Raw genomic sequence first — 18,760 nt, 5'->3', positions numbered from 1 at the left:
TTGATATAAAGTCAACGAACATCTCGCTATATCCGATCAAACAACTGCGAAAAAAGGACTATAAAAAGACCTTTTATAGAAAATTCTCGGTACTTTATTCCAAAAAGAAAATAAGTGGAGTATAATGAGTCTAAAGAACCCACTACGGAGCAGAATTAGGAAAGAAGGACGCCTACTATGACCTGGGCAACCGCCTCCCGTCAAATTAACCTATGTTTTAAATTAATGATTTCCTTTATTAAAATCGGTCCGACCACCTTCGGAGGAGGTTATGCCATCCTGCCTGCAATTGAGCAGGAAGTCACCGAACGCCGCAAATGGCTCAGTTCAACCGAAATGAGTGAGATTACAGCGATTTCCGGCGCAGCACCAGGAGGCATCGGAGTGAATGTGGCTGCCTTTGTCGGTTACCGTATAGCCGGAATTCCGGGACTGGTGAGCGCAGTCATTGGCGTATCGCTCCCAACCGTGCTCATCATGCTGCTGCTTTGCGCCACCATCGCCTCTGAGCTAGGCGACAATCCGATCGTTCAATCCGCCCTTAAAGGCATCAAACCTACTATTATAGCGCTCATTGCCTACGCCGCTCTGCGGATGGGTAAGCAATCCTTGACCCGCCCTTTGGCCTGGGTTATCACCTCGGTTTGCCTGCTGCTGCTCCTTTTTCTGCCGATTCATCCAATCGTGGTACTCGGCATCGGCACCGCAATATGGCTTATCCATGAAACGGCTTTCCCTTCCACTGGGTTGAAGTTGCAACTTCCGGGTGATGATTATTCGATTTAAATTTACTGAATGGAGTTGCTACCAATGCTGATGAATCTGTTCTGGACTTTTTTCAAAATTGGATTCATGTCTTTCGGCGGAGGTTACGCCATGCTCCCCGTGATCGGTCAGGCCGCCCTAACCAATGGCTGGATGGATGCGCAAGAGTATTCTGAAGCCATTGCTATTGCTGGCATGGCCCCTGGTCCTGTAGCAATGAATGCCGCGGTCTATGTCGGTTATTCTACCGCCGGTTGGCCTGGCAGCATCTTCGCTTCACTTGGAATGATCCTTCCCTCCGCCATCATCATATTCCTGGTTGCCACCTGTTTTTACCGTATGTATGATAATCATTGGGTACAAGCGACGCTCGGCGGCATGAAACCTGCCGTAATAGCGTTGATTGCCTATGCAGCCTACACGATGACCATCAACTCCAACATCAAGTTGGCAGCATCCGTGGGCACTTTTGCTAGCGTTGCCATCTTTGTCGCGGCGCTTGTGGCCATGATAAAGTTCCGTGTGCATCCGCTGGCAATCATTCTCGGTTCAGGAATAGTGGGGATATGGATCTATGCATGAATCAAGTGAACAACGAGTCAAGGTGAGTGAGCGTATACCTTCAGCGAAAGCCAAGGAGTTATTTTATGATATTAGGCGGAAGCAGGAAATTGCTAAAAATGACCTGCTGACGGCAAGCGGTCTGACGACTAGCACGCTGACCCGTGTCCTCGACGAATTGGTTTCAATTGGCGTTATTTCCGAGAGCGGTCTCGGAACCTCCACAGGAGGCAGACGTCCAATCCTCTATCAGGTCAGAGCGGATTATGGTTATGCTTTTGGCCTAGATATATCCCGGTTTGAATCCAGGCTAATTCTGCTCGATCTGGCCGGTCAAATTATTGAATCAGTCGAATGGCAGATGGGCGCCGAGACGACACCGGACCAGTTGCTCGGACAAGTCGTCAGTCAGGCAAACATTTGGATTGCGGGGCATCAGATTCCTTTTGCTAAAATAATCGGAATGGGCATTGGCGCCGTCGGGCCACTTGACCGAGCGACCGGGATCATCGAAGAAACCGAGTGGTTCCCCGCTCCCGGCTGGCAAAATGTCGAGATCGTACGGCTGCTGGAGGAGCAGCTGAACATTCCGATTCTGCTTGATAATGGTGCAAATACGGCCATCATCGCCGAGGCATGGGCCAACAGGGCAAAGGATTTTCGTCATATGCTGTATGTTCACGGTGGTACAGGCTTACGCCTGTCCATGATGTCTGACAGTAAGCCGATTTATGGCGCGGCCGATATGGAAGGCTCGTTTGGTCAGATGATTATCCAAGCGGACGGCATCCCTTATCGCACGACAAAAGGCAATTACGGAAGCCTTGACTCCTACGCCTCGGTTTATGCGATCGAGCGGGAGGTCAATTCTAGACTGCGTACTGGCAGAAGCAGTCAGCTGCAGCAAATGCTTCAGCCCGGTGAACGGGCTAAATTCAGCCATATTATGCAGGCGCTCAAACTTCTCGATCCCATGGTCACGGAAGTTGTAACGCAGGCCGCGACTTATTTTGGAATCGGTCTAGCCAATTTGCTGAACATTCTGTATCCCGAGAAGGTCGTTCTCGGCGGCCCGCTGATGACGGATTCGAATTTGTTCTTTTACACAGCTACTCAGACCGCCATCCGCAAAACCTATCATTATCCCAAATACCAGGTTGTCTTCAGTAAAGGCAGCTATGGCGAGGAAGCCATTGCTGTGGGAGCTGCCCTGCTCATGCTTAACCAGTTGACCTAAATCTTCAGCCTTCCCAGGAAAGGAGCAAGAGCCCTATGACAAACAAGATTAAACTCACAACTTCGCTGCAAAAGGCAAAGGAAACAGCAGTTATGCAACCTTCCTCCTGTTGCTCGGCGGGAAGGGCTGCTTTAACTCCAACTGAAGCTGTTACCAGCGATGCGTCTGCGTTGGAACAGAATCAAGTCGACCTTCCGACTCTGCCTGACACTGCTTCATGGCCTATCATTCCCGAGGGTATCTACATCCTGGGTACTGACGACAAAGAAGGCTTCGCAGCCGATGCCGAAGGCCCTGCCCGTCCTGTGAAAGTATCCGCGTTTCGGATGGCTCCCTACGCTGTTACGAATGCGGAATACGCCGCTTTTGTGGAGGCAACCGGATATGTGACCGAGGCCGAGCGATTCGGCTGGTCGTATGTATTCCATTTGCTCATTGAGGATCCTCAGCAGCAGAAAATAATCGGTTCCCCGCCACAGACGCCTTGGTGGCTTGGTGTAGAAGGAGCCTCATGGCGACAGCCAGAAGGTCCCGACAGCTCAATCGAAGAGCGTCTGGATCATCCGGTCGTTCATGTCTCCTGGAATGACGCGTCAGCCTACTGTACATGGGCAGGAGTCCGATTGCCTACCGAAATCGAGTGGGAAGCCGCTGCACGCGGCGGGCTCGAACGCAAGCGCTATCCTTGGGGAGATGTGCTTCGGCCCGGAGGAGAGCACTACTGCAACATCTGGCAGGGCGTTTTCCCTACCAAAAATCATGCCAGTGACGGTTATTTGGGCACCGGCCCCGTAAATGCTTTTCTTCCTAACGGCTACGGCTTGTACAATATATCAGGGAATGTGTGGGAATGGTGCTCGGACTGGTTTACAGCCGACCCGAACAAGCGTGGCTCTTCAGATGAGCCGCAGGGACCTTCACAGGGAGCGTCACGCCTGATGAAGGGCGGCTCTTATTTATGCCACCAGTCTTACTGTAACCGGTATCGTGTTGCTGCTCGCAGCAGCAATACTCCGGACAGCTCAACGGGAAATATTGGTTTTCGGGTAGTAGCTGAGGTGTGATGGTGGTTCGAGTCGCGAAAAGAGGGATTCGTGTAGCGAAGCCTGAAGATAGCTCAGACAGCGAAGCCTGAAGCTCGGGATTCTCACAGCGCTCAGGAACTCCGTTCCAGGAGCCGATCTCTTCTCCGATCCCTCTGGAAGTAGGATGCCCGGATTGTCCAACACACCGAGATGTGGCCATCCGTCTTCCAAGAGGACCGCTGCCGCTTCTCCGAAGAGATTCGCCTTCCGCAATCCCGGAAGGCAGCAGCTTCAAGAGGAAAATCAGCCTAAAACCGGCAGGCTACACACCTAAATGCAGGCTAACATGCTGCAAGCTTGTTCTGGTTAACGGCAAGCCAACGTGCGACAGGGAGTTGCTTAGTTAACGGCGCGGACATTCGGCAGGACTTGCCTGGTTAACGGAACGGCATACGGCAGACTAGCCTGCTGGACGGCAAACCGACGTGCGGTATGCAGCTTGATAGACTTGCTCAGTTGCAAAGGTTACCGAGCAAAACACAATAATTAGTGCTGCTAATTATTAACTCCCTGCCTCCCTGATTGAGCTATGTCCTTGCCGCTCCAAGAGCAAGCTCAAGCTTCTTCAAAAGCAATCTCTTGTAGCAAAGGCAAAGCAAAGCTTTTGCCCCTCCTCCAGGCAGGGCCTGGAGAACGGCGCAACGCCGTAAGCGAAGCTGGAGTTGAGCCGCCCCCTATAAAAAAAGGGGGCGGCTCCGTGTTTTTACGGGACCGGGAAGCGGAGCGGACGGAACCGTCCTGGAGAAGCGGCAGCGGTTCTCTTGGAGGCCGGATTCCTACCCCGTTAGGGTTTGAAATCAAAGGAATCTGGGCTCCAGTGAATCGGAAGGAGGGTCCGTTCCGCGAAGCGCCATAGGTCCCGTAAAGGTATGGGTCCGTTCCCCCGTTACAAGTACGGGTCCGTTATCCCCTAAAGTGACAGCAAAAAGCCCGGCCATAGGCCGGGCATCTTGCGATACGAATTAGTTGTTCTTTTCGTTCTCCAAACGGGCGAATTCCTCGTAGATCGCAGTAACGCGCTCCCACTCCGCGTCATCCTCGATACCAACCAGGAAAGCCTCGTCGTTCTCTTCCTCAACGCGCAGGATCAGTCCGTCCTCTTCTGGATTGTTACGGTCCAGAAGCACGGCGTAAGCCTGGTTTTCGGATTCGAATTGGTAAACCATAACCATTTCATGCTCTACGCCTTCTTCATCGGATACAACAAAGACCGGCTCTTCGTGATCGTGGTCATGCCCACAACCGCAGTTTTCGTCATGTTGATGCTCGCTCATCTATACCCCTACTTTCATTTCGCTCTGAATTAACTATGGTATCGTATCATGTGCCGCTTTACGGGTCAAATCGAATTATTTCGCAATCAAATTCTTCTCGGAAACGACGCTCCACTCATCACTCGCCGACAGGCGCATGAAGAACCGCACCGAATACGTTCCTGGGCTGTCGAAGCTATATTTGATCTCCTCGGTCAAGAACCAGAAGTTATCTTTACGCGCCTTCATCGTATCTTGCTGAATCAGCGTTTCCTTGCCGGATGGATCGATAATCGAGATCTTGAACGAGTTGATTTCTGACGTGAGCGTGTCCACTTGCGCGAATACGCTAAAATTAACTTTCTTACCTGCGTCGACTCCGCCGAAGGTGGATTTATCACTTTTAAAAAGAAACATATGCACGTTGGGCTTCGTAATGGTTGCTTTTCTGGCACCCTCATCCCAAACGACAAGAGCCTGCATCTGACTCGCCAGCTGGCGGAGCGGAAGGTAACTCTTCCCGTCGCTCATCACGCCGCCTTCTGACAGTTCGCTGCCGTTCACCAAGACCCGGATCGCCTGCGTTGCCGAATCCGCAAAAATCATCGTCCCGCCCCATAGCGTCATCGCTAGTGTAAGCAGCAGAACCTTCTTCCCTTTCATTAATATCCCCTCTTCCAGAACCAGTTGTACAATTATACTCCTTGATCGCGTCAAAGTTGCGCCGTCCCTGTGGAACATGTAAAAGCGCGAGGAATGTAAATTTCAGGCTGAATGAAAGGCAAAAAAACCGCAATCCCCGACACCGGCTACTTCACCGGATTTTGTCGGAAGATGCGGTTTTATGCGCTTGCCCGGGAAATAGATCCGACTATTACCCGAAGGTGCGCGTAAGGACGCAAGGAACCCCTTTGCCGAGTGCCCCTGACTGGCGCATACGAGCCAAATAGCTCATGCCACGGCTACATGGCGTTTTGCAAACGGCACATGTATCGGACAGGACAAGTTTCATATGAACCTGACGACGGTCAGAAGTCGGCGCTTTTTTCTTGGCTTTCTTAGATTTGGATGATGAGCCGCCTTTACTCATAATTGTCATTCTCCTTCCGGGCGTCCTGCTGCGGACGCTTTCGAGCTATCCTATGCAGAAGCCCGGACGATGGCGATGAATGGAGACGGCTCTAGACAAAAAAAGGATCAGACCCGGAGTTACCGGATCTGATCCGCAAGCAAGCATTCCAGATATCCCTAGAACATGGGAAGCTGATCGAGATTGTTCGTTGGATCGCCGTCCGCGTCCCCCCGCAAATAATGGCCTCCGTCTTTGCCTTTGAAAACATTTACTCCTGACAAAAGCCCTTGTTCTGCTTCAGCAATTGCCTGATCGTATGCCAACACGCGACCACTCTCGGTCTTGAATGAGGTCAAATCTCCATCACCATTTTTTTGTACTGCCACTATGCGTTCCCGCGACTGGGCCTGGTTGTTTTCCGTTTCCATCGAATATCATCCTTCCTTATTTGGGTCGAAGGCATGAACTGCCTCCTGCTAGTCTCCCCATCTATGACTTGCTTTATAAACAGGTGGCCCAAATCTCCCGGATGCGATATGATAAAGAGAATGTTGCTGGGCTTGCCATACTGGATGGCAACGCAGTCCGAAATCGAGGTGAAGCTCGTGGGTATGGGCGCCGTCTTTTTTCTATCCGCCATAATGGTTGTTCTGATGATAGTGCTGCTGCTTGTCGTCACCAAGAAGGCTTACTCCAAAAAATGGGATGAGGAATAAACTCCTCATCCCATTTATAGTTAATATCATAAAATCAATACGGCTGCTTCCACTCCCGACCGCGGTCATGCTTGCGCTGAGGCCCCAATCCTCTACGGTCTTCCGTTTCACCGTATAGTGCAGCCCTTACCGACCTCGGGTAAAGCGCGTTTCGTACCGTTGGGGTCTCGTTATCCGCCTCGCTCTCTACTTCTCCATTCACTTGTACAGGAGTTGCGGGTACAAAAGGCCACAGCGCACCTTGGCAGCCTCCGGCCAGCAGTAGAATCGATATGGCCAAACTCATCTTCCCTTTGTTCATCCTTCTTTGAGACTCCCTTCAACGACGCATATTCATCATGAGTCAAGTATGAGCCGCTAGAAGGGTGTTTATTCCTTTTTATCGCTATGGTCGGCTGCATCGAATCGATAATTCACCCATACATGCTCCCTATCATAATTGAACGAATCGTACTGAACTAACCCCGATAGCGGATACACCGCCAAGCCAATCAAACCTGCAAGTCCGATCAGCCAAACCGCCAGCTCAGCCGTCCATGCCGCCATATCAGGATTCCCCCTTGTCTGTGTTGGTGCGTATCGCTTCTCTCGACTGCTTGATAACTTGATGGCCATACACGGATACGGCGCCGCACAGCAGACCTTGCAGGCCCACTTTAAGCGTAAACCCTTGAAGCGCCATAGCGAGCAGAATAGCAACGGCCGTGACGATATACACGATGGTCCAATTCGCAATTTGGGGCGTTCCTTTCAAAATCATGCCGATGACCCAGCAAGCAGCGACCACGATACTGAGCTCAGGATCAATCAGCTCGGATAACGCTTCAACCGACATCATCCTCCACCCCCTTCATAGTTCGGCAAACTAGTATATGAGCGCATAAAGCGGGATATGACAAGCAGTCCTAAACATTAACAGAATCGACACGCCGCTCTCAGACCCGGTTGAATAATCTTTTTCAGCATGTTAAAAAGGCCCCTTACCACAGCTCTAGCTGCAGAAGGAGTCCTTTGGCTGAAGATGGCAACTACAAAATTGACGTGAAAGCCCGAACAATACTACCCACATCTCATAAAATATCTTACTAATTGAATGATAGGGAGGATTTTTCATGAATCTAGGGGTGGTCCTAGTTTTGTTCATTTTACTGGTCATTGTTACAAGTGTTTTTGCTCCAAAATGCGCTCTTAACGATGAAAATCCTATTGGAATTTCAGGCACTCTAGGCTTTGACGTCGCTAACTACAGCAGTACTCCTCTTTCTTGTGCTTCTGTCTCAGGAGATTCAGGATTCCCCACTCCATCTGCTTATCTTCCAGCTTATGACGGTCACAATCATTTCGAGCTGACTATAAGATCTATGCTCCAACTCTTATCTTCGCTGCCAGATCAGAAGTATGTTTAGCCCGCAAAAAAAGCGCTTTTCCCCCGATTGCTTCTAAGAAGTTGATGGGGACCAGAGCGCCAATTGTGGGCATTTTTGTGTGTCAGCAGCAATAGGCATGGAAGCCCGAACTATTCTACCAATGCCTCATATGATGTTCATATACGACATAGGGAGGATTTTACATGAAAATAGGAATTATATTAGTTTTGTTTATTTTGTTAGTCATAGTTGTCCAAACCTTTTATTGGGAAAATGATTACGATGATAACGGATCGTCTAGCATTACAGGCACTCAAACCTTCACTATTAAAAACAACACGAGTCAATACAGGCTTCGTTTTTCATCCCGCACCGGGCCCGGTAATCTCCCTGAAAACCCAAATATTTACCCCAACTCTAGTGGAGAATTCGTAGTTAGAACATCAGGTGTGAGTCCGGTCAATGTTACAGTCCGGTATAACATTTATGACTTGTCCAATATTAACGTCGGATACTTCACCTTCATAATAGAGGCATCAGACGTACTCGGATTTACCAAACTTGATCATCCTAATATCAGAACCCCTGAAGGAGTTACTGTATTTGCGTTTGCCAAAACAGTCAGTGTCACCGCTTAGCGTGAGCTAGGGCGCAATCCAGGATTTACTAATCAGGATATTTGCCGGAGACACACTTAGATGTATTTTCATATCTTGTATTCTAGGACAATATCAAGGAGGAAGTTACTATGACAGCAAAAAACGATGTTATGCCAATCCACGGCATTCAAGGCTCTAGCATCGGAATTATTTTAGTTCTGTTTATATTACTTGTTATCGTTACGAGCATGTTTAGCTTCAGTCCATATGATCCATATGAAAATGAGTCAGTCGGCATTGAATCGAATCAAACCTTCCGCGTATTTAACCAGACGACTGCCTACAAGCTCAATCTGGTCTCCTTTTCAAATATTCAAAATCCAGGAACTAGAACATTAGATCCAGGCGCATCTCAAGCTTTAGTACTCACCTCTACATCAGGTTTAGTTTATTATACGGTATTGAACAATAATAATAATGCTTATGTAGGGGCTTTTTCAGCAAATATGTCTTCAACCGCCGGGTTTTCCATAAACCAATATTCCGGCCCAATTGTGCCTGTTGTCCTTCTAGAAGACCCTTACCGTCTTGTTGTTCGATACTCTATCCCCTAATCTAGAACAATATTGAGGAGAAATTACTATGACAATGAAAAATGATATCGCGACGATTCATGGCGCCGAGGGCTCCAGCATCGGAATCGTTTTAGTTCTGTTTATTCTGCTGGTTATTATCACCAGTATGCTTGGCTGGAAGTCATACGGGGATGATTTAGATGAGGATGGGTCATCCGGCATTGAATCCGCTCAAACTTTTAGCGTTTTTAACCAGACCGTTGACTATATACTAAATCTGGTTTCATTCGCAAACGTCCAAAATCCTGGTAGTCGGATCGTCAGATCAGGCGCATCTCAATCATTAGTTCTCATAAGTGCAAATGGAAGCGTTAGTTACGATGTACTGAACAGCAGCAATCAACGGGTAGGATCATTTTCAGCAGGCATGTCCTCTACCTCAGGATTCACTATATCTGTAAATTCCGGCCCGATTATCCCTTACATCCTTCCGCAAAATCGCTTCAACCTCGTTGTTCGATCTGCACCACGAGCCTGAGCCTATCCGTTTAAAAAGCGGCATGTTCACTGGGAAGCGGAAAAAGTGCTAGTCTGTTTTGAACCGCCCGAGAAGCCCGTGCAAACCTTGCGAGGTTTGAGCGAGGTCGGTGATCATGCCGCCAATTTTGTTTATTTCTTGGCGCTGCTCGGCAGCAATAGCCTCGACGCCTTTGCCAGCCTCCTCCACATCGCGCCCAATCAGCTTAAACGCTTCATCCGTCCGATCTTCGATATCTTTAATAATTCCCGCAATATTGGAGGCATGGTGCCTAGACTGGTCAGCCATCTTGAGCTTATGTTCGGGACGGAGTACCAGGACCAGAAAGACGGGCTAGAAAACTATCTCTAAAATATTCGTAAAGAAGGGGAATACAATGATTTTCAATATGGCGCAAATCAGTCATTCTAATAATTCAAGTATAGGATTAATCTTGGTACTATTCATATTATTGTTGATCGTGACGCATTTGTTTTATAAGCCTCTAAGAGGAGGCAATGGCGAAATATTAACAGAAGGAGCATCTCGTCAATTCCATATCATTAACGCAACAGAGAATCCAGGTCTCACATTAGTATCAACGAAGTTATGGGGAGACTTCGAGTCCCCTCCTCCTCAACACGTGATTCTGCCCGGGGAAACCTATCCTTTCGAAGTAAGCACCGTTCCATTTGGAAATGTAAAAGTAGCCTATGCCATGTACAACGTAGTATTGACGAATGATGTAGTTTTAGGGAGTTTTAGAATAGATATGAAAGTAAGCACGTATATACCAAGCACTCAAATTTATTCAAAAAATGGTTCCGGTTATACCCTTAATAACGGAAATACCTACGTCTATGTTCGAAATAATTAAATTTATAACCATGTACTTTGCAAGTTAAGCCTCTATCGCGGAGCTTTCACAGAAATTTCAGGAGGAACATAGAATGAGTTTTGAAATGGCACAAATCAGTAATTATAATGGTTCAAGTCTCGGATTGATTTTAGTATTGTTTATTTTATTGGTTATCGTGACGAGTCTCTTTCGCGGTCCTCTGAGAGGAGGAAACTCTATCGAAGGAGATGGGAGAGATCTATCCATACGGGCATCTCGTAGATTTGATATTTATAACTACTCAACAGGCCCGAGATTTTCATTAGAAGCAACGAACTTATATGGAGACTTCGAATCTCCCCCTCCTCCTCTTCACACAATCCTACTTGGGCGCTCCTACTCCTTTCAGGTAAGAAGAGATCCATTTTATATTACTCAAGCCTTCGCCACTTACAACGTAGTATCAACAGCATATGGTGAAATTTTTGGATCATTTGAAATAAAAATGCAGATAGACACGAATGTTCCATCAACTCAAATTATCTCTAAAATAGGGGATCGATTTACCCTTAATAACGGTAATACCTATCTTTATGTCGAAAATAATAATTTGGGTTTTGGATCTAATTGATTTAAAGTGAACTGACCCCGAAAAGTTGGACACAGCGTCGGAACGTTGCTTCTGGAGGACGAAACCGAATTGAACTTCGACTCGATTTTAATCGCCATACAACGCCGTTTAGGTCACTACAGGTTTTCTACAGGCACGGCGTGAAAACCCGTACCTTTCTTTCAAATCCTCATACTATATTGATATACAACTTAGGAGGAATTGGTATGGATTTAGGCTTGATCTTGGTTTTGTTTATTTTATTGGTTATTGTGACAAGTGTTTTTATTGGATAGAAGCATCGGATTTTATTGCTTTCGCTTACATTCAAGGTGACAAAGGCCGCAATCTCCCTGGAGGAGTAGATGTAACTATTGCGCTTGACGGTGGCAGAACAATTATATGCTCTGAAGATTGACCGATAGCTCGTAACCCACAACACCCAATATCCCTCAAAAAAAACCAAACGAACCCCTACAAGCCCGTTTATTCATGACTCGGAAACGCAGAAATGTGTGTTCCTAAGTCCAGATGCCAAACGAGGCCATATGTGGTCGTCTGGTGAAGGATAATCGCCAATGCACCTCTACATATGGCGGCAAGGATCGAGAGGAGCTTTCACCGCACTAGAAAAGCCGAACCCTTAGGCCTTAGGGCCAGCTGGTGGTCAAGGCGTTCACGCCTCATCGGTGTCTCTCTCGATTCCTTATTCACTAACAGTTTAGCTTTTCAACTACAGCTGCCGGGCTTTTCTTAATCATGCCCCACACAAAAGCTCTTTTGATAATGTGGCACTTCCCTATGTTCTCCCATCCAAGAACTCCAACTTCATGCAGATGGTTGTAGAAGTCTTGGATATGACGTGGTGTGATATCCTTGATCCTGAGATGCCCGAGGAATGGGATGATGTGCTTAACGATAAATCGCTCGTAATTTTCTAGCGTTCTCCGTTTGAGTTTCTTTGCCCTCTTATCCTCAAGCCAATCTAAAAGAAGCTGGCTAAAGAGCATTTTCCCGGCTTCTAAATTTAATCCATCATCAAGTGCATTCAAGAGTTCGCGTTCGGCAGCTGTGGATTCTTCTTTGCATTTTTGTCCTTTATAACTGCCATTTATTTTCACCTCGCTCTCTTTTGGGTCCGGACATGATTATAGTAGGCCAGGGAGACCTTAGCAATTCTATTTTTTTGGTATTTAGGATAAAATCCGTTGGCATCCTGAAGCTTTAGGCGCTCCTGTAGAGCCTCCTCATGCATCATACAATCCATTGTGTATGAGACGTAATGGAAGCCCCTACTCAAAACGTTACGCTTACTATCGATCTGTTCACGAGTCTCGTTTATCCTCGCTGGCATAAGCTCAAGCGTTGCTACTCGCTCCATTCTTATCTGCTCATCCGAATTCGGTTTCTCAACTGGCCATTAATTTTGTATCCCCATATGATCACCTCTGGAGATTGTATACTTCGAACAGACGTTCTTAATCCATGTTATTTCAAGGGAAAAAGCCGCAACATTAGCTGCGGCTCTTCCCATTAATTCATTAATGACGTTCAGGATTGCGGTTTCTAAGTCCCGCAAGACCTACAAGACCCAAAAGACCAAGCCAACCCCAATTGGATTTCTTCTCATTGTTGTCTACAGATTGAGCATGGTAGCTATTCGCGTTCATGCTGCTTGTAGTGTTGGTATTCATGTTCTGTTCCAGATTACCGTTCATTCCTGTATTGTGTGCAAATGCAGGAGCATAACTGGAAAAGGCTAAGCCTAATGCAAGTACAAGCGTCATAACAATTTTTTTCATGAGGTAAGCCTCCTATTGGGTTTTACGTGCTCATTTAGAGTGTCCAATCCAAGGCTTATCATGACCACATCCAAATTACTGATTCAGGTCGTACAGACCAGGGCTGTGCTCATTTGGATTCTCGGGATTGTATGGCACCGGATATCCATTTGGCGGCGGAGTAACTTGAAGTTGCCCTCCATTTCGACTCGGAGACTTACCATTAAATATTTCACCCATCCGATTTTCATCCAGCCTGAAATTGAACTGGGCATTGTGAAAACCCATTTCAATATACTTTTTACATTCTGGATATTTGTAAATGTCGTAATTCGGCACAGGGAAGATATTCCCCCAGTTTACACCAAGCGTCTCAAGTGCTTTAGTGAATGCATTTTGATGCGCGTTGTCACGTACGATCAGGAAACCTAACGTTTCACTAAATGCCTTATTGTTACTCATTTCGTAGATACGGTTTTTTTGAAGAACGCCTGTCAATTCTAGAACAACGATGTTCAGAAGATCAGCCACCAAGTTTCCATGATTGTAAACGTAGCTGCCCAACCACGGATTACCAGCTGCATCGACAGGAAGCGAACCCTGGGCTCCCATAATAAAGTGGTGTGGGTTGGCGTGTTTGATTGATTCGTCAAGAGGGGCTCCGTCTACGCCCGAGTTGCCAGGCGTTTATTCACTCGTGCCCGTAAGCAATTGGTTAATGGTGTTTTGAACTAATTCAACATGAGCAATTTCTTCAAGAAATACACCGCGAATTAAGTCCTTATATTGAGTGGCCTTTCCACGAAAGTTGCTGCTCTGAAAGAAGTATTGCATCATAGTTCGCATTTCACCAAATTGCCCGCCTAATGTTTCCTGAAGTACTTTTACAGCTGCAGGATCAGGCTTATCAGGAACAATTACATTAATTAAATCCTCTTTGTAAAAGTACACCTGAAACCACCTTTATGTTTTAATTGCTTATTATTTAAAATGTCCTTAGAATCATAAGCTATTCGTGTTATGTGCAAATAACATAGGCTGGCAACCAAAACCGGAAAAAGCCGCAACAAGTTAGTTGCAGCCTAAATTAATTTTATTTTAGTTGTGATCCGGTCTTTTAATTTGCAAAGGAGGCGGAATAAGCCAGCCTTTTTCTTTATTCATTTCTAAAATCTTCAATCCATCAGAAGTCTTCGCTGTGTGATACTTCAGGAACAGTGCGCCAACATCTTCCCGAATTGACATACCCATGATTTGGCTGCAGCCTACTAAGCCAGCGGACATATCCAATGAAATTGCAGCTGCAATCTCTGGATCAGTAAACCTTGCACCAACCGGGATATCTTCAAGCGCAACTGGAGGACGTTCAGGGAGAGCTGGAGCAGGTGCAATGCCGTTTTCAGTCAGCAGAGCATCCACTTCTTTGATTTGTTTCTTCGCTTGATCAACAAGGTCACTCAGGATGTTCTTTAAATCCTTATCTCCAGCATGTGAATGGAATGCTTGGTAAGCAGAAACCATCCCTTTAACACCTGCAGAGTAGGTCCATATACTGAAAATTTCGCCGTAATGGAGTGGCTCATCCTTTGGGTTACCGCCTAAAATAGACATTTATTGATCTGCTCCTTTGACAAACAATTTTTTGACGGAATATTAGGTTGCACTCCATATTAAGTTTCTATTCACCCTCAGCCAAGCAGCCAATCTGCTCAGCAACTTGGGTAGGAGTGCGACGATTTAACGCTCGTCGCTTGCGCCCAGGAGCCAATCCTTGTCCCTTCTGGTCAAGGTTGTTCACCATTGAGCGTTGGGATAGACGCTCCACAAGATCGGCGCGTGAATAGCGAATGGGTTTCTAGCGAATGGGCGGCAGCCCGTACCTTTCTTGTAATTCCTCATACAATATTGATATACAGTATAGGAGGAATTTGATATGAAAATAGGAATGGTTCTGGTTTTGTTTATCTTACTCGTAATTTTAATCCCTATATTCTGCCCGGTAGATAACGACTTAATAACAAGTCAGGCACGTTCAATCGGGTTCAACGTTTACAATGGCATCGGAAGCTATGATTTAATAGCACAATCTCTTGGAGGAGATTTCGAACCTCCCCCACCGCCGTTGCATACTATCCCTTCACGCGAGAGCTATAACTTCGAGGTTTACGCTAATGGCAGGACCCCCACTACAGCTTTCGTAAATTACAACATCGATTTTCGCGGACAGATTGCAGGAACCGTTGCAATTAGGATGGCGGTGATATATGTGAGTGTCCTAGGAATCAGAATACCCGTTGGAAATGCGTCCGCCTCTGTAAATTCTAGTTTTGTAACTGCCTCTATTAACGGGACAAACATTGGGATCCATCGCATTTTGTAATTAGTGGGGGCCAACAGGCCGTAACCTACAGCATCCAATATCCCGCATAGTAAAAACCCACCCCAACTAGACCACGTGACACGTGAACGTTATAGCGCGGGGGCAGGCCTTGTTTTGCGCCGGGTCTCTGGCCGGATGACGCTCGAACAGCAGCGTGCCATTGTCATCATCCAGGCTCTCTCGTGCGCTATATGTGATGCAAAGCCGAATCCCTGCTTGTCACCAATATTAACTCCACAAGGCGTTATTCCGCCGAAGGTTCTCCCTTCGGCTTTATCGGTTGCCATCCGAACGAGTGGAGTAGCTAAAAATCCAGATGGCCGTCTACGAGCCGATATAAGCGTTCGCGATCCGACCCAACGAAATTTGGCGAGAAGTCTGCTCAAACGCCAAATCATGGCGGCAAGGATCGAGAGGAGCTTTCACCGCAATAGAAAAGCCGACCCCTTAGGGCCGGCTGGTGGTCAAGGCGTTCACGCCTCATCTGTGTCTCTCTCGATTCCTTATTCACTAACAGTTTAGGCTCTGAGCGCTCTGATAAAAGACCGTAAAAAAAGAAAAAACCCTGGATATACAAGGGTTTCTGGCTATGATCTGTAGTGGGCTCGAACCACTGACCCCCACCCTGTCAAGATGGTGCTCTCCCAGCTGAGCTAACAGATCAGATTATTAAGTTCTCGTGAGAACAATTAATAATATACCAGCTTGGAGAGTGGGAGTCAACAATTTTTTAAAATTAATTTTGAAATCGATATGCTAATCCGTTTTGAACCGCCCGAGCATTTCGTTTAAACCTTCCGAGGTTTCGGAGAGATTTACGATCATCCCGCCAATTTTTTCAATTTCTCTTCGCTGTTCGGAGGCCGACAAATCAACCGATTCGGAGAAGCTATAATCCCCCTCGATCCGTTTAGCCATACTTTCAAGCGTTGCCGAGATTTCTTCAATACTGGCCGTCATTTCCTCCGTCGATGCGGATATCTCCTGCGTCTGCTCCGCTACCGACTGAGCGTCCTTTTCAATCCGATGGAAGGATTGCCTAAGCGCTGAAATAGCTTCAACACCCTTGCTGGCCTCCTGAGCTCCGCGTCCGATTAATGCATACGCTTCGTCCGTCTGAGCTTCAACGTCTTTAATAATTTCTGCGATATTGGAAGCGTGATGTTTGGACTGCTCGGCCAGCTTTCGGATTTCGTCGGATACAACGGCAAACCCTTTTCCGTGCTCCCCCGAGCGGGCCGCCTCAATGGCGGCGTTCAGGGACAAAATGTTGGTTTGCGCCGCAATATTTTGCATAATGTCCGCAATTCCGGTTATCTCGCCTGTCCGCCCTTTCAGCTGAGCCATAATCTGCAGCTTTTTATTCGCAAAGTTTCGAATCAACTCTATTTGAGATGTTGCTGCCTGTACGGATTCCACCCCTTGCTCCGCCGCTTGAAGCGCCATTGCCGCGCTTGCCGCCGCTTCTTGCGTAGCGTCTGCGATTCGCTCCGCGCCGATAGCCGCCTCCTGCGAAGCCTTTGCCGCCTCGTCGCTGGCAATGCTGTTCCGTTTCGCATTCGCCCGGACGTTGCTGATCATGTCAGATACGCTAGCTGCCGAAACACTGACAGAATCGCCGCTTACCCCGATTTCCTGGGCTTTGCCGGCTGTATATGCCGCCGTCTCTTTGGAAGAGATAATGAGTGCACGCAGGTTATCCATCATAGCATTGAAAGAGCTGGCAAGCTCTTTCACCTCATGTATGCCGCGTGTTTCCATCCGCGCCGTCAAGTCACCCTCGCTGCTGGCTAGCTCTGCCATCCGGGCCGCCATATTCCGAATCGGCGCAATATTGTTGCGTATAATGAAGAGACTGATGCCAAACCATACGATTAAAATAACCATAAATACATACACCATCGCCAAGCTCAAGCTGAACGTGGCGTTTGCCGAGGTCGTGGCCGCTGCAGACAACTCGGCTGTTTTCGATTGAAACTGCTTGAAAAGCTTCGTTATTCCATCCTTCTGCTGTTCGTACTCCGCACCAAACATGAGCAATCTCGCCTTTTCCATATCGCCGGCAGCAACAGCTTCCATTGATGCTTCCTCTATTGCAATTATGTTGTCGGAACTATCCTTGGACTGCTGGATTAAAACCAGCTCTTCCGGCGGCGCGCCCAGCTCCTTAAGGCGAGCTACAACCTTGTCCCTCGTCCGGGTTTCTTTAACCTCATTCCAGTAACTGTCGTAGTGTTCTTTCTCTCCGTCGATGGTATAATGCCTGGCCTGCTCAGTTAGATAATCGGAAGCCTCCAGCAGCTCCAGGCTAAGCTGTTTATATTCGGCCTCTTGCTTCGTTGCGATTTTTACCTTCTCAAAGCTTTCATTCAGCTTATACAAGCCATACCCGGTCAAGGCTGCACAAATGATTGTTCCGTAGATAACAAGCCGAATCAATCTCCCAATGTCCATTTTCATTTTCAAGCGTTAGCCTCCCTATTCTGTCTCTTCTCATATCGGCTAAAACTTTCAAACTTATCACTGAGTAATTTCCCCAGTTTCCGGGCTTGAACCACTGACCCCCACCCTGTCAAGGTGCTAGACCTTTAAGTCTGTGTTTATCATTAGCGCTCAAATCTAGTCTGGGCGCGGGTTCTTCCAAATTAATGTTTTCTCCTAATTATCTCTTTTTCCCTATGGTTATTCCTAATCGGACACCAATTTCGGCACCAATTTTATATCGCCTTACTGCCAGCAGCAAGCTTTTCTTTCTTCGTTCTAAGTTTAATTTTGTCAATTTCTTCATTGGTTACATGGTCAACACCAATCATTCGTATTCCTTTGTTTTTCGTCTTTGTCCCCTGCTCAATCTCTTACCATTATGGTTGAGCATTTGAGTATTGGTGATCGTGACAAATGTTTTTTATAAGGAAAGTAATCCTGATGACACTGATCCACCCGTAGGAATTACAGGCACGCAAACATTTTATATTGAAAATTATGCGAGAAACTACAGACTACGCTTTTTTTCGCGTACGGGACCAGCTAATTTACCTGAAAATAGAAATCTTCCTCCTGGCACTAGCACAGAGTACGTCGTTAGAACTTCAGGGCTTTTACCTGTCTATGTTACAAACGTATATTACATTTTTGATCTTTCAGGTAACAATGTCGGATATTTCACTTTTTGGATTGATGCATCGGATTTTATTGCGTTTGCTTACTTTTATGGTGGAGAAGGTTCTAGTCTCCCTAGTGGAATACGCCTTTCAATCAGTAGTAACGGCAGAACAATTTCGTGTTATGAAGATTGATCACTAGATTGTAACCCACAGCATCTAATATCTCGCATGCAAAGAACGGTAATTTATTCATGCGCCTACCGCCAATGCGCCATCCTCGGAATGAGGCTTAATCGCCCT

General features: G+C 47.0%; 26 protein-coding genes, 1 tRNA gene and 1 pseudogene. 14 read left to right on the top strand and 14 right to left on the bottom strand.

The window, feature by feature from the left end:
• The first annotated feature begins 177 nt into the window (after positions 1–177).
• The 5 genes from CGZ75_RS03505 to CGZ75_RS25050 all read left to right on the top strand — a co-directional run bounded on the left by CGZ75_RS03505 (position 178) and on the right by CGZ75_RS25050 (position 4,504).
• Positions 178–786, top strand: coding sequence for a chromate transporter (locus CGZ75_RS03505; protein WP_089522891.1), 609 nt, complete (start codon positions 178–180; stop codon positions 784–786).
• Positions 787–810: 24 nt separating this feature from the next.
• Complete coding sequence (locus CGZ75_RS03500) at positions 811–1,347, top strand: chromate transporter (RefSeq protein WP_089522890.1); 537 nt, start codon at positions 811–813, stop codon at positions 1,345–1,347.
• A complete protein-coding gene (locus CGZ75_RS03495) occupies positions 1,340–2,563 on the top strand; it encodes an ROK family protein (RefSeq protein ID WP_089522889.1) in 1,224 nt (407 codons plus the stop codon). Before CGZ75_RS03500 ends, CGZ75_RS03495 begins: the two co-directional genes overlap by 8 nt.
• Positions 2,564–2,655: 92 nt before the next feature.
• Positions 2,656–3,627 carry a formylglycine-generating enzyme family protein gene (locus CGZ75_RS03490; protein WP_089524532.1) on the top strand — a complete coding sequence of 324 codons (972 nt, stop codon included), beginning with the start codon at positions 2,656–2,658 and terminating at the stop codon, positions 3,625–3,627.
• 718 nt (positions 3,628–4,345) lie between these two features.
• A complete protein-coding gene (locus CGZ75_RS25050) occupies positions 4,346–4,504 on the top strand; it encodes a hypothetical protein (protein WP_176444664.1) in 159 nt (52 codons plus the stop codon).
• A 106-nt stretch (positions 4,505–4,610) separates the two neighbouring features.
• Here CGZ75_RS25050 and CGZ75_RS03480 read toward each other — a convergent pair whose 3' ends face one another.
• The 4 genes from CGZ75_RS03480 to CGZ75_RS03465 all read right to left on the bottom strand — a co-directional run bounded on the left by CGZ75_RS03480 (position 4,611) and on the right by CGZ75_RS03465 (position 6,401).
• Positions 4,611–4,922, bottom strand: a complete 312-nt coding sequence (locus CGZ75_RS03480) for a DUF1292 domain-containing protein (RefSeq protein ID WP_089522887.1) — start codon at positions 4,920–4,922, stop codon at positions 4,611–4,613.
• A gap of 75 nt (positions 4,923–4,997) precedes the next feature.
• On the bottom strand, positions 4,998–5,564 hold the full coding sequence (locus CGZ75_RS03475) for a stalk domain-containing protein (RefSeq protein ID WP_089522886.1): 567 nt from the start codon (positions 5,562–5,564) through the stop codon (positions 4,998–5,000).
• Positions 5,565–5,775: 211 nt separating this feature from the next.
• The gene (locus tag CGZ75_RS03470; protein WP_089522885.1) at positions 5,776–5,991 is read right to left on the bottom strand and encodes a hypothetical protein; all 216 of its coding nucleotides are present in this window, start codon (positions 5,989–5,991) and stop codon (positions 5,776–5,778) included.
• A 158-nt stretch (positions 5,992–6,149) separates the two neighbouring features.
• Positions 6,150–6,401 carry a DUF3892 domain-containing protein gene (locus CGZ75_RS03465; RefSeq protein WP_089522884.1) on the bottom strand — a complete coding sequence of 84 codons (252 nt, stop codon included), beginning with the start codon at positions 6,399–6,401 and terminating at the stop codon, positions 6,150–6,152.
• Positions 6,402–6,509: 108 nt separating this feature from the next.
• Here CGZ75_RS03465 and CGZ75_RS25045 point away from each other — a divergent pair, with 108 nt between their 5' ends.
• On the top strand, positions 6,510–6,689 hold the full coding sequence (locus tag CGZ75_RS25045; protein WP_176444622.1) for a hypothetical protein: 180 nt from the start codon (positions 6,510–6,512) through the stop codon (positions 6,687–6,689).
• Positions 6,690–6,723: 34 nt separating this feature from the next.
• Here CGZ75_RS25045 and CGZ75_RS03460 read toward each other — a convergent pair whose 3' ends face one another.
• The 3 genes from CGZ75_RS03460 to CGZ75_RS03455 all read right to left on the bottom strand — a co-directional run bounded on the left by CGZ75_RS03460 (position 6,724) and on the right by CGZ75_RS03455 (position 7,527).
• Positions 6,724–6,990, bottom strand: a complete 267-nt coding sequence (locus CGZ75_RS03460; protein WP_089522883.1) for a hypothetical protein — start codon at positions 6,988–6,990, stop codon at positions 6,724–6,726.
• Positions 6,991–7,058: 68 nt separating this feature from the next.
• Entirely contained in the window at positions 7,059–7,235 is a 177-nt protein-coding gene (locus CGZ75_RS25040) for a hypothetical protein (protein WP_176444663.1), read from the bottom strand.
• A gap of 1 nt (position 7,236) precedes the next feature.
• On the bottom strand, positions 7,237–7,527 hold the full coding sequence (locus CGZ75_RS03455) for a phage holin family protein (RefSeq protein WP_342745638.1): 291 nt from the start codon (positions 7,525–7,527) through the stop codon (positions 7,237–7,239).
• A gap of 274 nt (positions 7,528–7,801) precedes the next feature.
• On the opposite strand from CGZ75_RS03455, the gene CGZ75_RS24375 reads away from it, so the two are divergent.
• The 4 genes from CGZ75_RS24375 (at position 7,802) to CGZ75_RS03440 (ending at position 9,768) form a co-directional block, all read left to right on the top strand.
• Positions 7,802–8,095: a hypothetical protein gene (locus tag CGZ75_RS24375; protein ID WP_141136655.1), complete on the top strand. Its 294-nt coding sequence runs from the start codon at positions 7,802–7,804 to the stop codon at positions 8,093–8,095.
• 164 nt (positions 8,096–8,259) lie between these two features.
• On the top strand, positions 8,260–8,694 hold the full coding sequence (locus tag CGZ75_RS03450; RefSeq protein ID WP_089522881.1) for a hypothetical protein: 435 nt from the start codon (positions 8,260–8,262) through the stop codon (positions 8,692–8,694).
• Between the two features lie 110 nt (positions 8,695–8,804).
• A complete protein-coding gene (locus CGZ75_RS03445; protein ID WP_089522880.1) occupies positions 8,805–9,269 on the top strand; it encodes a hypothetical protein in 465 nt (154 codons plus the stop codon).
• Between the two features lie 28 nt (positions 9,270–9,297).
• Positions 9,298–9,768 (top strand): hypothetical protein, encoded by a 471-nt coding sequence (locus CGZ75_RS03440; RefSeq protein ID WP_089522879.1) that lies wholly within the window; start codon positions 9,298–9,300, stop codon positions 9,766–9,768.
• 48 nt (positions 9,769–9,816) lie between these two features.
• Here CGZ75_RS03440 and CGZ75_RS03435 read toward each other — a convergent pair whose 3' ends face one another.
• Positions 9,817–10,056, bottom strand: coding sequence for a hypothetical protein (locus tag CGZ75_RS03435; RefSeq protein WP_089522878.1), 240 nt, complete (start codon positions 10,054–10,056; stop codon positions 9,817–9,819).
• 88 nt (positions 10,057–10,144) lie between these two features.
• Here CGZ75_RS03435 and CGZ75_RS03430 point away from each other — a divergent pair, with 88 nt between their 5' ends.
• On the top strand, positions 10,145–10,624 hold the full coding sequence (locus CGZ75_RS03430; protein ID WP_089522877.1) for a hypothetical protein: 480 nt from the start codon (positions 10,145–10,147) through the stop codon (positions 10,622–10,624).
• A gap of 73 nt (positions 10,625–10,697) precedes the next feature.
• On the top strand, positions 10,698–11,216 hold the full coding sequence (locus tag CGZ75_RS03425; protein ID WP_089522876.1) for a hypothetical protein: 519 nt from the start codon (positions 10,698–10,700) through the stop codon (positions 11,214–11,216).
• Positions 11,217–11,908: 692 nt separating this feature from the next.
• Here the strand turns inward: CGZ75_RS03425 and CGZ75_RS03420 are convergent.
• The 4 genes and pseudogenes from CGZ75_RS03420 to CGZ75_RS03400 form a co-directional block, all read right to left on the bottom strand.
• Complete coding sequence (locus CGZ75_RS03420; protein WP_089522875.1) at positions 11,909–12,316, bottom strand: N-terminal phage integrase SAM-like domain-containing protein; 408 nt, start codon at positions 12,314–12,316, stop codon at positions 11,909–11,911.
• 420 nt (positions 12,317–12,736) lie between these two features.
• Complete coding sequence (locus CGZ75_RS03410; RefSeq protein WP_089522873.1) at positions 12,737–12,997, bottom strand: WGxxGxxG family protein; 261 nt, start codon at positions 12,995–12,997, stop codon at positions 12,737–12,739.
• A gap of 75 nt (positions 12,998–13,072) precedes the next feature.
• Positions 13,073–13,927, bottom strand: a pseudogene (locus tag CGZ75_RS03405) (manganese catalase family protein).
• 147 nt (positions 13,928–14,074) lie between these two features.
• Complete coding sequence (locus CGZ75_RS03400) at positions 14,075–14,587, bottom strand: DUF3231 family protein (RefSeq protein WP_089522872.1); 513 nt, start codon at positions 14,585–14,587, stop codon at positions 14,075–14,077.
• A gap of 322 nt (positions 14,588–14,909) precedes the next feature.
• On the opposite strand from CGZ75_RS03400, the gene CGZ75_RS03395 reads away from it, so the two are divergent.
• On the top strand, positions 14,910–15,356 hold the full coding sequence (locus CGZ75_RS03395) for a hypothetical protein (protein ID WP_089522871.1): 447 nt from the start codon (positions 14,910–14,912) through the stop codon (positions 15,354–15,356).
• A 590-nt stretch (positions 15,357–15,946) separates the two neighbouring features.
• On the opposite strand, the gene CGZ75_RS03390 is transcribed toward CGZ75_RS03395, so the two are convergent.
• Both CGZ75_RS03390 and CGZ75_RS03385 read right to left on the bottom strand, forming a co-directional pair.
• Positions 15,947–16,019 (bottom strand) — tRNA-Val (locus CGZ75_RS03390).
• 93 nt (positions 16,020–16,112) lie between these two features.
• Positions 16,113–17,816 carry a methyl-accepting chemotaxis protein gene (locus CGZ75_RS03385; protein ID WP_245850805.1) on the bottom strand — a complete coding sequence of 568 codons (1,704 nt, stop codon included), beginning with the start codon at positions 17,814–17,816 and terminating at the stop codon, positions 16,113–16,115.
• A gap of 431 nt (positions 17,817–18,247) precedes the next feature.
• Between CGZ75_RS03385 and CGZ75_RS03380 the strand changes: the two genes are divergently transcribed.
• On the top strand, positions 18,248–18,652 hold the full coding sequence (locus CGZ75_RS03380; protein ID WP_176444662.1) for a hypothetical protein: 405 nt from the start codon (positions 18,248–18,250) through the stop codon (positions 18,650–18,652).
• Positions 18,653–18,760: the final 108 nt, after the last annotated feature.

Origin of the sequence: Paenibacillus herberti, from assembly GCF_002233675.1 — a bacterium.
In the GTDB taxonomy this organism is placed as follows: domain Bacteria; phylum Bacillota; class Bacilli; order Paenibacillales; family Paenibacillaceae; genus Paenibacillus_O; species Paenibacillus_O herberti.
The sequence above is the reverse complement of the archived record's forward strand: the minus strand, read 5'-3'. Positions and strand labels throughout refer to the sequence as shown.

Coding starts and splice junctions, on each gene's coding strand:
- CGZ75_RS03505 (WP_089522891.1), top strand. CDS start 178: ATGACCTGGGCAACCGCCTCCCGTCAAATTAACCTATGTTTTAAATTA.
- CGZ75_RS03500 (WP_089522890.1), top strand. CDS start 811: ATGCTGATGAATCTGTTCTGGACTTTTTTCAAAATTGGATTCATGTCT.
- CGZ75_RS03495 (WP_089522889.1), top strand. CDS start 1,340: ATGCATGAATCAAGTGAACAACGAGTCAAGGTGAGTGAGCGTATACCT.
- CGZ75_RS03490 (WP_089524532.1), top strand. CDS start 2,656: ATGCAACCTTCCTCCTGTTGCTCGGCGGGAAGGGCTGCTTTAACTCCA.
- CGZ75_RS03480 (WP_089522887.1), bottom strand. CDS start 4,922: ATGAGCGAGCATCAACATGACGAAAACTGCGGTTGTGGGCATGACCAC.
- CGZ75_RS03475 (WP_089522886.1), bottom strand. CDS start 5,564: ATGAAAGGGAAGAAGGTTCTGCTGCTTACACTAGCGATGACGCTATGG.
- CGZ75_RS03470 (WP_089522885.1), bottom strand. CDS start 5,991: ATGAGTAAAGGCGGCTCATCATCCAAATCTAAGAAAGCCAAGAAAAAA.
- CGZ75_RS03465 (WP_089522884.1), bottom strand. CDS start 6,401: ATGGAAACGGAAAACAACCAGGCCCAGTCGCGGGAACGCATAGTGGCA.
- CGZ75_RS25045 (WP_176444622.1), top strand. CDS start 6,510: ATGATAAAGAGAATGTTGCTGGGCTTGCCATACTGGATGGCAACGCAG.
- CGZ75_RS03460 (WP_089522883.1), bottom strand. CDS start 6,990: ATGAACAAAGGGAAGATGAGTTTGGCCATATCGATTCTACTGCTGGCC.
- CGZ75_RS25040 (WP_176444663.1), bottom strand. CDS start 7,235: ATGGCGGCATGGACGGCTGAGCTGGCGGTTTGGCTGATCGGACTTGCA.
- CGZ75_RS03455 (WP_342745638.1), bottom strand. CDS start 7,527: ATGATGTCGGTTGAAGCGTTATCCGAGCTGATTGATCCTGAGCTCAGT.
- CGZ75_RS24375 (WP_141136655.1), top strand. CDS start 7,802: ATGAATCTAGGGGTGGTCCTAGTTTTGTTCATTTTACTGGTCATTGTT.
- CGZ75_RS03450 (WP_089522881.1), top strand. CDS start 8,260: ATGAAAATAGGAATTATATTAGTTTTGTTTATTTTGTTAGTCATAGTT.
- CGZ75_RS03445 (WP_089522880.1), top strand. CDS start 8,805: ATGACAGCAAAAAACGATGTTATGCCAATCCACGGCATTCAAGGCTCT.
- CGZ75_RS03440 (WP_089522879.1), top strand. CDS start 9,298: ATGACAATGAAAAATGATATCGCGACGATTCATGGCGCCGAGGGCTCC.
- CGZ75_RS03435 (WP_089522878.1), bottom strand. CDS start 10,056: ATGGCTGACCAGTCTAGGCACCATGCCTCCAATATTGCGGGAATTATT.
- CGZ75_RS03430 (WP_089522877.1), top strand. CDS start 10,145: ATGATTTTCAATATGGCGCAAATCAGTCATTCTAATAATTCAAGTATA.
- CGZ75_RS03425 (WP_089522876.1), top strand. CDS start 10,698: ATGAGTTTTGAAATGGCACAAATCAGTAATTATAATGGTTCAAGTCTC.
- CGZ75_RS03410 (WP_089522873.1), bottom strand. CDS start 12,997: ATGAAAAAAATTGTTATGACGCTTGTACTTGCATTAGGCTTAGCCTTT.
- CGZ75_RS03400 (WP_089522872.1), bottom strand. CDS start 14,587: ATGTCTATTTTAGGCGGTAACCCAAAGGATGAGCCACTCCATTACGGC.
- CGZ75_RS03395 (WP_089522871.1), top strand. CDS start 14,910: ATGAAAATAGGAATGGTTCTGGTTTTGTTTATCTTACTCGTAATTTTA.
- CGZ75_RS03385 (WP_245850805.1), bottom strand. CDS start 17,816: ATGAAAATGGACATTGGGAGATTGATTCGGCTTGTTATCTACGGAACA.